Source organism: Heliomarina sp. (assembly GCF_052826185.1).
The window spans coordinates 1-12,397 of record NZ_JBRBUI010000050.1; the positions used below are offsets into that span (position 1 = coordinate 1).

Here is a 12,397-nt window from a genome sequence, read left to right on the forward strand (position 1 = left end):
CCTTGTCCCTGCAGAACTTCAACCTGCCGAAGCTTCGATACAATCTCTTCGGGCTTTTCTCGTTTCCCAGCCATCGCTGATCCTCCAATTTGCGGGACAAATCTATCCCAGTTGGTGGACCACTTTCAGGGGGCTACTCCACGCCCGTGCCGGATATCGGTGATTGCACGGGTCATCGAACCCGAAGAAATCGACGAGAAGGTGCCAGAGATGATCGCCGGGCGAACACGCGGACGCGACGTCGTTGCATTCTGCGGGGGCCGGGACTGGAATGGCGTCCTGATCTAACAAGATCGTTCTGAAATCCGTAAAGATGTCGGAACTTGACGCAGACGATTTCCTGTTCTGATAGGGTGCCTGGCGAGGGCCGTCTATAGTTGCGACCGTCCCAGTGGCATTGCCATTTGTGGTCCGCTCAGGCACGAAGGCACGGCGGTCACGTCTTGAATCTAGACTTCCGGAAAATCTCTAACAGGGTGGTTCAAACGGCGCTACCAGATCAGATCAAAACCTGCTTTTACACCAACAGTACTCTTCACAAAATCTAACACATTAACGAACCCACAAGTAGCGTTCTCCACGCCAGTCAACGTAGGTAAATGTGTAGCCGTTGCTTGTTTCAGTCGCAACCACGCGACCAAAAGTCCTCATTATCCAGTAGCCGACAAACGACAACTCTAATGAGCGATTTAATGCTTCCCGTTTCTGATCAGAACACAATGCTCATACCCCTACGTAAAGGAATGCTTGCACTGTAACCCTCATTGAGCAAGTTTTTTTTCCTGACCCTTTGACCTGCTCCCCTGAGTGTCCGCGTTCTTTAGTTCGCTCTGTTCAGGTTTTGGTCCTCTACTTGAACTGATGCGGTGGATGCCCCCACCAACGGCATCTCATATGCCATGATGGTTCGATTGGAACCGAACGGAGGGCACACCTATGACGACAAATATCAGCATGCTGGCGATCGACCTTGCGAAGGGTAGCTTTCAGGTCTGCGCCGTCGGGCCGGAGGGACGTGTGTGGATGACCCCTGTTTGGCAAGCAATATCTTCGGTTGGTCGGCGGGGTCTTCGATCGGACGTGTGTCAGGCCTCTGAGCGTGGCCTTCAATGACGCCACGGGCCAGTATGCTGTTCGGAAGGCTGGGTTCACATCGGTTCAGAGGGCATCGCCAACTTGATTGGGGTCCCGTGGCTGTCTAAACGTTTTTGATGAGCGCTCCATCCACCATGCCCCGCCTGAAAGGTTACCGCTTCCCACGCGAGATCGTCGCCTATGCGGTCTGGGTCTACCACCGCTTCGCGCTCAGCACAGCAGATGTCGAGGACTTGCTCGCCGAACGAGGCGTGACGGTCAGTCGAGAGACTGTCCGGAAATGGGTGAACCGCTTTGGTTGCCATTTCGCCAATTGTATCAAACGCGATAGGCCTTCGGCGGCCGACAAATGGCATCTAGACGAAGTCGTTATCCCGATAAACGGTCGCAAATACTGGCTCTGGCGTGCAGTGGACGTGAACGGGGATGTGCAGGATATTCTCGTGCAACCTCAGCGCAATGCCAAGGCCGCGCGACGTTTCCTAAAGCGACTGATCGCCCGGTTCGGCGAGCCCCGGGTCATCGTGACGGACAAGTTGCGCAGCTATTTCAAGCCTATCCGCGAGCTTGCACCGAACGCGGATCATCGCGCGCACAAGGGTTTGAACAATCGAATTGAGGGCTCGCACAGGCCGACACGAAGGCGCGAGAAAGTGATGGGCCGGTTCAAATCGCCTAGACAGGCACAGAGATTCCTCGCCGCTCACGATCAGGCAAACACGATCTTCCGCCCCCGGCGCTATCGGATCTCCGCAATCTCTTACCGCCACGCCAGGGCCGATGCTTTCGACCTCTGGAATACCTATGCAGCGGATATGGCCGCTTGAGAACCTGCTGGTTAGCTCTTCTCACTCGCACGAAAACAAGTTGGCAATGCCCCTACATGGCCTCGGCCTTCGGGATCTTCCTGATGCGCCAGGCTTTCAAATCCGTCCCGCAGGAACTGGATGACGCAGCGCGCGTCGAGGGCTGTTCCATGATGAGCGTGCTGTGGTGCGTCTACGTGCCCGCCGCGCGGCCCACCTACATTGCTTATGCGCTGGTGTCAGTCGCAACGCATTGGAACAACTTCCTCTGGCCGTTGATCGTCACGAACACGGACCGGACCCGGCCCTTGACGGTTGGACTGTCGATCTTCGGCGCACCCGAGAACGGCGTGGACATCTCGGTCATTTCCGCCGCGACCCTGATGGTGATCGCGCCGTTGATGATCCTATTCCTCGTCTTCCAGCGCCAGTTCGTTCAGGCCTTCCTGACCGCAGGGCTGAAATAGGTGCGGACAGACCCCATCCCGGCCGTGCAGGCCGCCACGCCAGCAAGGTGACCCCAAGAACATCGTCCAACCTTCCGATATCCGCCTGACAGCCGGGCACCCTGGTTGAAGTGCTCGATACCCATGCGATTCTTGCCCCGGCGCTGGAACACATGCAGCGACACGTCCCGGACATCGCGCGCCTTGTCATCACCGGGACCTGTCGCACTGGGGCGAGAGGTCGGCCTATGACACGCGGCGCTTTCTGCGTCTGACGGTCAAAGGCCCAAACCGCAGAGACCTTATCACTCTCGTTGGTTTAGGCAACGAGCATTTTCTTGTTCATGACGGCATCAGTTTTCAGCAGAAACTTACTTTATAACCCCCTTCCGAGTTCGGCAACTACGTCAATTTGTTGAGACGAAATAGATCGTCAGAGAGTTTTTCAACGGCATCAGCCCATTATGAGGGATGCTATGCCATGAACGAACGTCCGCTTTTCGAGGTCAGGCAAAAACCTGTGGCTCTTACGACGGATAGTAAGAACAGCGACCCCGAGAGAAAAGCCCGGGGTCTGTACGAGAAAAATGGCCGCGTCCCTCCGGGCGCGGCCATTTCCCTGATTGAAGTGAAACTGGATCAGTCGCCAGGTTTTCTCGGTGCCTGGGATGCGGTGCTCTTAACCTTACGGAGCGCGACCTTGTTGTCGATCTGGTCAACCGTCGCGAGCACGGTGGCAACGCGCTTGGCATCCGGCGGATGAGTGCCCCAGAAGGACAGCTTGCCAGCAGAAGCCTTGGCAGGTTCCGGGCGAGCGAAGAATTTCGCGCCAGCAACCGGATCGTAGCCCGCGGCATGCGCGATGCGCGTGCCGAGCGTGTCACTCTCCAGTTCATAGCTTTGTGAATAGGCCATCTGGCCTGCAGCAGCCCCGATCATCATGCTGTCATTGACGACCGACGTGTCGTAGTAGGTCCCATAAGGAGTAGTCTGGGCGGTGGCCGCTGCGGCTACAGCACCGAGGATGATCGCGCCGGCGAGAGCCTGCTGTTGCTGCTTCTCGATGTGGCGGCCGATCAGGTGGCCATACTCGTGGCTCATGACGAAGGCGACCTCGTCATCGTTCACCGAGTCCCGCAGCAGGGGCATCGACAGGCGGATCACCGGTTGTTTGTCCTTATAGGTGAAATAGGCGTTACGTTCACTCATGTCGCGGTCGATGGCCACGTTGACATTGCAGTTCACCCCCGCCTGGTCAGCAGCCGCTTGCTCGCATACAGCTTTCCCAACCGGTGCGATTTTGCGGGCGACCCGTGCGAACCGGGCTTCCGCGGCGCTGTTGGAAATCTGGCGGCGAGCACCTTCTTTCCGAGCGTCCGCGAACATCAGCGCGGCCTTCTGGCTTTGGGACTCACCCAGCTCGGGTAGTTCATAGGTGGTTCCGCATGCGGTGAGCAGCGGGAAGCCCATAACCGACAAAAGCCGGAAAAAATTCTTCATTGGTATCCTCATTCCCTTTTCTGTGGCTGGAGCGTCACGAATTTCTGTTTCGTGTCAAAAGGGGGGCTCTAATTTCCCGATATTGCTGGAAAATAAGCCGCAGGCAGGAAACGATAATCAGGTATCGCCATGATTGTTTTGAGGTAGTGAGAGCGCCACCAGCGGTCGTCGGCGGCGCTCCTCGTATAAATTGTGCGGCGCGCTTAATGGCTCTGTGTTGGATCGCTGAAAAGGTCCGCTTCGAACCCAAAACGATCATTGCCACTGAAGAAGCCCGCCAGGTCCGCCAGCTGAGAAAGCAGATTCTGTGATCACCTACCAAACCTCTCAAGGAGACGGTTTCAGGTGCGGAAAAAGCGAAGTCGTGGTCTGATCCGATAACGGCCCGGGTCGTATCTGAGACACATATTTCTCCACGGTCAGCCACTGCAGTTACACGCGCGGCTTTGTTTACGACGCTACCGAAGAAATCTTCGTTTGTCCGGATAACGTCACCAGTGTGTATTCCTACGCGGAGACCGATCTTCGGCTCTCGATCCTGCTTCGACAGCCTGTTCTGAATGACCTTCGCCGCAATCATTGCTGAACGTGCTGACGAAAACCTAGACATCGTCCCGTCGCCGAGAGACTTAACAAATATTCCGTCATTTTCTTCGATTATGACCTTCAGTTCGTCAAAGTGCTTGGCAACAATCCGCGACCACGCTCGGTCTCCTATGGCCTCTGCAATTGGCGAAGAGTTCACTATATCGGTGAACATGATGGATGCCAGACCTTCGGTTTGTTCGATGCAGAACTCTTGACTGACGGCATCGAGAAGTTCTTGAATTGCTCGGTGAGAATGTCCGATGCTCGCTTCATTCGATGAAGGTAACGATGCGTGTCGATGAACGACTTTCCAGGAGCCGTTCTCGAGGGTAAAGACTAATGTCGTGCGGAAATCTACTGGTTCAGACCGGTTTTGAAACCAGAAGCGATTAGTGAAAAAGAACCAGCCGAGATCGCCAGCTTCGAAGGCCTCGGCTAGTAGGTCCTGTTTCTTGAGAACCGAAGGCACTTCCTGGAAATGCCGCCCGATGGCGTCTCGGACCGCGTGCCCCGCCCAGACCTCCCCATCGGCAGACCCTACGAAGCGCAGTTCGGATGCTTCAGATAGGTAATTCCTAAGCTCGGCTTCGCTGCGCGTTAGCAGCGCTTTGTACCAGCGTCGCGAAATAGCAAGGAGTTCTGGAGACTCTCTAAACATTGTCAGCAGCCATGAAAGGCGCGGATGGTTCATCGCGGGAGTTCCAACGGCAAACCAGGTAAGAGCTCATTCCACACATTGATAAATGTCATGCAAGAAACGCTTCTCAGGCTGAAGCGTAGGTGAACCGAATTTCTAGCTCAAGCTTTAGGTGCCTACGTTGGGATAGTGATGAAAAAGTCGTCGCTCAAAGCGTTCTGACTGGCGCCCAGAGGGAGCCCATTGCCATCGACTGGCCGTGATTGCGTGGGCGAGCAATCGTCGGGCCAACGATTTGGCACCGGCTGAATAGGCTTTTACAGGTTAACGCTGCGTCCCAAGTTTCCTCAATGTCGCGACTGGCAGCCTGTCCCGGGGCGACAGGCTCGAAGTTGGGCGTCAAGAGGTCTCGCCGGATACGTGGGACGCCCTCTCTCTTACCCAAGCGCCGCTTTGACCATTCGGCCGCCACCGGATGGAAGCGCTTAACGTGTGGAATGCACCGCCAGCATCTCCCAAGGCTTTCATCAATGGCGCTGACGGCCTATCCTTCGGCAAACGTGACAATTCCCGCCGTGGCTGTCGTAAATCATGTCAACATCATCGCGCCGGCCAAGCCCGACCTAGCCGTGGCGCTTGAGTACGTTTTTGCATTTCTGCGCAGTACGGCTGCGGATGAGATCTTCCGATGCATGAGTGGAAGCATTTCTGTCTCTGCGACTGAGTTACAAGCGATGCCCCTGCCCCGGCCAATCCTCTGATTGGTCTCGCGCAACGGATTGCAGATGGCGCATCACGCGACGAAATTGAACACGAATGCTGGCGGTTCGTTAAGGAAGGGCTCGCATAGTCGCGATGGTTAACGGACAGTAAACTTTCCATTTTTTGCGCATCTGTCGGTCATCATTGAGCCGCAGTCATTCGTTAACTGTTCCGCATGACGAACAGATTGACAGACAGTGAGCGAAAACGCCTGGGTCTACTGCCGCAGGCAGATCAGGCCCGACCGCGGCTAGCTTATCAAAACCCACGTTTCAAAAAGCGATCATATCGATCCCGACTGCGGAAACGCGGAATAAATATGCGGCTACTACCAATCATCGTGCTGGGTATTTTGTTTCTGGGACACAAAGTTCTGGAGCGTTTTCCGGAATACACTGGCAAGTTGGTGAACATCTCGGCAGTCAAGACTGTTTCCGGGCCAGTTACGCATATCCGTGACGGGGATACGATTGAAGTGTCCAACGTGCCGATCCGATTTGGATCTCTGGATTGCGCGGAACGCGGAACCCGAGGAGGTCGGATCGCGACCGCTCGGATGATTGATCTGGTCCAGGGAAAGAGACTCACCTGCAGTCTAAACGGTCGCAAAAGTTATGACCGCCATATCGGGAGCTGTTCACTGCCTGACGGGCGAGATGTCGCAGCGGTTTTGATTTCCGAGGGCGTCTGCAGGCGGTTTTGGTGACTTTCGAAACTTCCAGACTTGAGAGCGGGTGTGGTTTCTAAACAATCCTTGATTGCAGTTTGTGATTAAGTTCCAAAATTTGAACCTGGACAGTTGCAGTGGTTTTCCGAGTGAGTAAGCTCATGAAAGGGTATACCCCCGGCGCATGTGAGCTTTCCTTACCGGCATGATGAATTTGGTCTGACCCTCGACCGTCGCAGACCATAGCCGGTTTAGTATTTAGCTCGTTGAAAGGCGTGAATATCCCTGGTGTGACCATGTTGGCTTGAAAGTCAAAATCTGATGGACCTCGCCCGACATCGAACCTCCATGAAACACTCGGACGGCCTCGTAACATCGCGGTAAACCACAAAGTCGAGCCATGAGGATTTTTCTGAGATATCTAACCTAATATGTTGATAATGTTTACTTTGTTTCTTGCAGGTCGTGGCTGTGTGTATACACTTTGCAGACGATCACCGAAAAGAATACCAGAGTTACGCGGTTCAAGATGGTTAAACATGTAAGCGATGTACGCGCTATCCTTGGTCCGGAGCCTTTCACAGGGCGCAGCACCGAAGCTGAAGGGACAACTATTTTCAGCTACCATTTTCTTGAAGGGAAAAATCTTCCCGACAGCTTGTCGTATTCCACTTCCGACATCTACCCCCTGTCAGAGGAAGAGAGATCGCAATTTCGGCAGGCCTTGGACAAGATTGAAGCCGCAGCGAATGTTGTGTTTGTTGAGGCCCACAAACCCGCCACTTTCGATATCGTCAGCGTTTCGGGGTCCGATTGGGGTGGTTGGTTCCAGCGCTCGTACAGTGTGGGTGGAGAAGTCGCTATTGACGACCAGCACATGCATGTTTACCTCCACGAGATGATGCATGCACTCGGTTTCGACCATCCGCACGAAGGAAAATTCCAGCTCAAGACGAAATTCGATCACGCCGAGAACACTGTCCTAACATACACAGGCCGTGGCGACGGGGAGCTGGGAAAACTAGACGTCGAGGCGCTGGAGATTCGCTACGGAGAAGCTGTCAATAAATCAAAGTGGAACTTGGGCTTTGAAAAAAGCACGCTCGTCATCGATGCCGACGGCAAGGATAATGTGATCGATCTGCCCAACGCGAAATCCATCGTTCGGGCTAGAAATGGCGATGATGAGGTGAATGGCAGCTCATCCAAAGATAAGATCTTCGGGAATAAGGGGGATGACACTCTTTCAGGGAGCGCAGGTGACGACATTCTTATCGGAGGCCAGGGCGCTGACAGACTCCTTGATGAAGGAGGGGCCGACATCCTAAAGGGTGGCGGCGGAAACGACGAGCTCGATGGTGGGTTTGGAGACGACAAGATCATTGGCGGCAAGGGCGACGATGTTCTTGTTGGCGGGTATGGAAACGACACCTTCGTGTTCAAGGGCCGCTTTGGAAGTGATGTCGTGATCGATTTTGATCCGGGCGACACTGCTATCTTTGCAAAAAAGTTCGCCAGTCGCTTCGAAACTGTCGAGGACTTCCTGGACAGTAAGGCATCTGTCTCTGAGAACGGTGTGATCGTTGACCTCGGCAATAAGGGTAGCGTGCTGATGTCGGACGTAACTGACGCAAGCTCTCTCTATGAAAACATCGATTTCATTTAATCGAACGGACAGCGAATATTCTCTGCGAAGTCGAGCAGCCCTTCTCTTTGTCATCTCCATAGCCGTAAACCTGATCTGGCCAACAAACTGGGCTGTTCGTTCCTGGTCTTGGAATTTGTCCTTACGTTGGCTCTACAGCCGACGATTTGGCGATGGATGGAGTTTGTTTCAAACCCTTTTCTTCTGGCAGCGCCTTCCAGAACGACAAAAGAAAACGGAGGGAGACCATGACCGCCTGCCAGATCACCTCTGGGCTGCTGTGGAAGAACGTAAAAGAATGGGGTTTGGTCATGGCGGGAGACTACGAAACCGCCCAAAGTCTCCATCGGATTCCTTCTGATACAGCCCGCTACCGGCATACACCTGACGAAGCAAGACAACCGAAGCTCGCTCGCAACAAAAATACCCCATACTACCTGTTTTCACATCAAAAACCTTGCTTTGTGAACGGGCGTTAGGTATTGAAAAGGCACGATAATCTGGTTGGGGAATGTCGCGCAATGTTCCGGGGGAACAGTACAGCGGTTTGTGCAAAGTTTGGTACACGCTTCTGCGCGGCCGAGGGTTTTACCTGCGTATTTTTCCCTCTTTGCAGGCGAAATGGAGAGTAACTTGTCTGAAGAATTTGTTAGAACGACGCATACTGTCATCGATGGCGAAGGCTATGAGTGGGATATCACTGGCGACGGCTCCATCTATGACGGAAGCGACGATGCCTTCGATTATGGCATGGAATTCTATGGCCTCTCGAGCGCCTACTACCTGATCTCGAAAGGCGGCGGCATCTACAGTACCTTGCCCTACCTAAACTACTCCGGCCTCTATTTGGAACGCCAGATCCAGGTTTCCAACACCTACGGTTACGCGCGCTTTCTTGACAGCATCACAAACGTTTCTGACAGCACGGTGACGTATACCTACCAACTCATCACCGACTTCGGTGCTGATGGCAATATCGCAACCAACACTTCCAGCGGCGATGCAGCAGTTACTAGCGAGGACAGCTGGGTCGCAGTCTATGACAGTACAGATGCAACCACATCAGCAGGTGTTATCTTTAGCAACGAGAATGGGTCTGGCGGCGGCGATCTGGCGCTCAGCTACGACGACCTTTCTTACCAATACGAGGTGACCCTGGCGCCGGGCGAGACTGTCTCCTTCATGTCGTTCGCGGCACAGGGCGAGAGCGTAAGTGACCTTAGCAGCATTCTTAACGACCTCAAAAAACTGCCGGCAAACGCTCTCGAGGGCCTGGCAGCCGAGCAAATCGAGACCGTGGTCAACTGGAAGCTGCCGAACATGTCCCTCGAACTCGAGGGAACCTCGGGTGATGACGACCTATATGGTGCCAGCGCGGCCGATACACTCCGAGGCCTTGCCGGAAATGACCTGCTTTCCGGCGCCAGAGGTGACGACGAACTACGTGGCGGCTTCGGCTCTGACACCCTGTTCGGCGGTGATGGTGACGACTTGGTGTTTGGCGACGGAACAGTCATGTCAGTCACAACATCGACCATCGAAACGCTATCGACCGAAGAGCAGATCGCCGTCAGCCTGACCGCGAAGGACGCGGATTTCGGCAAGAGCACCAAGATCTCTGGCTTCATATCGCGGCAGGAAGTTGTCTCCGACAACGTCGACCTTGTCTTTGCTATTGATGTGTCCGGTAGTACAAGCTCCACCTTCAGCGGCTCGGTGAACGTAGGAGACCTGAACGGCGATGGTTACAGCAACACGGTTCTTGACGCCGAGATTGCGTCCTTCGAGGCGTTGCACGCGTCTATCATTAACGATGCGAACCTGCCGGACGCGGCAATCACGATCGTCCCGTTCGAGTCGAACTCGTTTACCTCTCAGACCTTCACTGCAACGCAGGATGTGAACGGCAACGGAACAGCTGATGTTCTTGAATATGTCCGTCAACTTCAGGACAATGGCGGAACCGACTTCGAAAGCGCGTTGCAGTCTTCTCTGTCTCACTTCAAGTCTTCGGATGCGGGGCAAAAAATTCTCTATTTCTTGTCTGACGGTGGCAACAACGAGGGCGGCAGCCTGACCGAAGAGGTCGCAGAGCTTCTTGCAGAAGGCGTTCAAATTCAGAGCTTTGGCGTTGGCAACAATGCCGTGGAGGCTGACCTCGATGTAGTGGACGACGGTCTCAGCAATGGTTCCACCACGATCGTGCTTGATCCATCCAGTCTCTCTGACGAATTGCTGGACCCGGGAATCGACGAGACCGACCTCGAGTCTCTCACCATTTACCTAAATGATGTGGCCGTCGCGACAATCGATCCCGCAGACCTCGCGATTACTCCTTTTGGACTGCGCTACTTTGAATTCCAACTGGCCGGCATGCACGCCAAGAGTGACGACAAAGTCGAGGTGCGCGCAGTCGCAAATGATGGCGCCAGCACTGTGATTTCGACCACGCAGGTCATCGAACACCTGAGTGGGAAGGACAAAGGCGACAAGTTGCACGGAAACGACGGAAACGACACCCTTGATGGCGCGGCAGGCAACGACATCCTGATGGGTGGCGCAGGCGCGGATAAGCTGATCGGCGGTCAGGGCAAGGACTCTGCAAGCTACGCGGATGCAGAGTCCGCTGTCGTCGCAGACCTATCGGGCGCGACGACAGCGCATGGTGACGCAGTAGGGGATTCCTACTTCTCGATCGAAAGCCTGATTGGCAGTAGCTATCACGACGTGCTGACCGGAAATGGCAAAGCTAACACCATTCGCGGGCTGAATGGCAGTGACACCCTTTCCGGAGAGGGTGGCAAGGATTTTCTCATCGGCAATCGCGGTAACGACAACCTGAACGGCGGCCGTGGCAAGGACACATTGCGCGGCGAGTCCGGGAATGACACATTAACCGGTGGCGCGAAGGCTGACCGTTTTGTGTTTGGGATCGGTGACGGACGCGATGTCATCACCGATTTCCAGGTCAGGGGAAAAGCAGAAAAAGTCGACTTGAAAGAATTTGAGGTTGCATCTTTCTCGGATTTGAAGGGTCTGATGTCGGACAAAAAGGGCAACACTGTGATAAATTTCGATGATGGCGAGCGCCTGATCCTGCAGAATTTGAGCACGAGTGACCTGAGCGCAAACGACTTCCTACTCTAAGGAAGATATCCATGCTCCGCACATTCCTTTCCGTTGCAATCCTGTGCCTCGGCACTGCACCCGCCTTCGCTCAGAACACTGAAACCGTCGATCTACCTGCGGGCCAGATCACGCTGCAGCAGGATGGTCTCGAGACCCGTGTTTCCGGCGGAAGCCAGCAGCTCGTGCTGGAGGCGGCCTATCTTCCCGATGTCTACGCCACCTGGCGGAACTCCGTCCTCCTCTTTGCAGTAATGGGTGGCACGGCCTGTCCGGGTCTTTTCCACTGGGTCACACTCGATGCGGCCGGCCTGCGCAGCACCGAGAGCTTCGGCACCTGCTCCGACCTTGGCGAGGTCGAGCAGACCGATGCCGGTCCTATGCTCAAACTCCCGCGCGGCGATGGCGGCTACTCCGGATTTCTCTTCAACGGCACCACGGTTATCGAACAGGAACTTGGCCTTGCCAGCGCCGGCGTTTCCCAGCCCTCCAATGCGTCCGCATGGAAAGGCTATACCGCCTACAAAGTTCTGACTTCTGCCGAGATGGAACCGGTGCTGTTGACGATCATGGATTGGAACACGTTAGACGACGTCAGGTGGGCTTCTTCTGTCTCCAATGACAGCATGACCCGCGACGGCGACTGGTTCGCCGCCGTCGGGTGTCAGCCTCACCTTTGCAGTGAGGTCGCATCCGGTGTTGCGATCTCTGCTCGGGATGGGCGCGTGATCACCGCCTTCTGGCGCAGGGGCGAGGGTGGCGTGATTTATGGTCAGCCTGACAGTGCCCTTCCGAACAAACTGCGCGAGCTTTTGCAGCGTTGAACCCTCGACCAAAGCGGAGCCTGCATGCCCAAGATCATCTCGCAGCGCTACGAGCGCGGGTCGATCATCATCACCTCAAACTTGCCCTTCGACGAATGGACCGAGGTCTTCGGATCCGAGCGCCTGACAGGCGCCATCCTGGATCGCCTGACACACCACGTCCTGACCTGCCCCCCTTCGGTCCCTCGTTCATAACGAGAGTCTGCGGGTTTGATCTTGATAATCATGGGTTTCGGTTTGGGCAAGCGCGCCGGGCGCGGAGCCCTCAAATTGCTCAAGCGCTCGGCGCGCTTGCAGTGGC

The 12,397-nt window shown here is 55.1% G+C and carries 9 protein-coding genes and 2 pseudogenes; 9 read left to right on the plus strand and 2 right to left on the minus strand.

The window, feature by feature from the left end; translation table 11 throughout:
- Positions 1–159 precede the first annotated feature (159 nt).
- The 3 genes and pseudogenes from ACU0FH_RS16555 to ACU0FH_RS16565 all read left to right on the plus strand — a co-directional run.
- Positions 160–288 (plus strand): hypothetical protein, encoded by a 129-nt coding sequence (locus ACU0FH_RS16555; RefSeq protein WP_446195753.1) that lies wholly within the window; start codon positions 160–162, stop codon positions 286–288.
- Between the two features lie 923 nt (positions 289–1,211).
- Positions 1,212–1,922 carry an IS6 family transposase gene (locus ACU0FH_RS16560; RefSeq protein ID WP_446195754.1) on the plus strand — a complete coding sequence of 237 codons (711 nt, stop codon included), beginning with the start codon at positions 1,212–1,214 and terminating at the stop codon, positions 1,920–1,922.
- Between the two features lie 50 nt (positions 1,923–1,972).
- Positions 1,973–2,368 (plus strand): annotated as a pseudogene (locus tag ACU0FH_RS16565) (carbohydrate ABC transporter permease); the annotation flags it as partial.
- 618 nt (positions 2,369–2,986) lie between these two features.
- Here ACU0FH_RS16565 and ACU0FH_RS16570 read toward each other — a convergent pair.
- Both ACU0FH_RS16570 and ACU0FH_RS16575 read right to left on the minus strand, forming a co-directional pair.
- Positions 2,987–3,847, minus strand: coding sequence for a M48 family metalloprotease (locus tag ACU0FH_RS16570; RefSeq protein WP_446195755.1), 861 nt, complete (start codon positions 3,845–3,847; stop codon positions 2,987–2,989).
- Positions 3,848–3,881: 34 nt separating this feature from the next.
- Positions 3,882–5,126, minus strand: a complete 1,245-nt coding sequence (locus ACU0FH_RS16575) for an adenylate/guanylate cyclase domain-containing protein (RefSeq protein ID WP_446195757.1) — start codon at positions 5,124–5,126, stop codon at positions 3,882–3,884.
- A gap of 476 nt (positions 5,127–5,602) precedes the next feature.
- Here ACU0FH_RS16575 and ACU0FH_RS16580 point away from each other — a divergent pair, with 476 nt between their 5' ends.
- The 6 genes and pseudogenes from ACU0FH_RS16580 to ACU0FH_RS16605 all read left to right on the plus strand — a co-directional run.
- The gene (locus tag ACU0FH_RS16580) at positions 5,603–5,833 is read left to right on the plus strand and encodes a hypothetical protein (protein ID WP_446195758.1); all 231 of its coding nucleotides are present in this window, start codon (positions 5,603–5,605) and stop codon (positions 5,831–5,833) included.
- Between the two features lie 1,197 nt (positions 5,834–7,030).
- Positions 7,031–8,167 (plus strand): hypothetical protein, encoded by a 1,137-nt coding sequence (locus ACU0FH_RS16585; protein ID WP_446195760.1) that lies wholly within the window; start codon positions 7,031–7,033, stop codon positions 8,165–8,167.
- 227 nt (positions 8,168–8,394) lie between these two features.
- Positions 8,395–8,625 carry a hypothetical protein gene (locus ACU0FH_RS16590; RefSeq protein WP_446195761.1) on the plus strand — a complete coding sequence of 77 codons (231 nt, stop codon included), beginning with the start codon at positions 8,395–8,397 and terminating at the stop codon, positions 8,623–8,625.
- 154 nt (positions 8,626–8,779) lie between these two features.
- Complete coding sequence (locus ACU0FH_RS16595) at positions 8,780–11,293, plus strand: VWA domain-containing protein (protein WP_446195762.1); 2,514 nt, start codon at positions 8,780–8,782, stop codon at positions 11,291–11,293.
- An 11-nt stretch (positions 11,294–11,304) separates the two neighbouring features.
- Positions 11,305–12,096: a hypothetical protein gene (locus ACU0FH_RS16600; protein WP_446195763.1), complete on the plus strand. Its 792-nt coding sequence runs from the start codon at positions 11,305–11,307 to the stop codon at positions 12,094–12,096.
- A gap of 3 nt (positions 12,097–12,099) precedes the next feature.
- Positions 12,100–12,291, plus strand: a pseudogene (locus ACU0FH_RS16605) (ATP-binding protein); the annotation flags it as partial.
- Between the last annotated feature and the right edge of the window lie 106 nt (positions 12,292–12,397).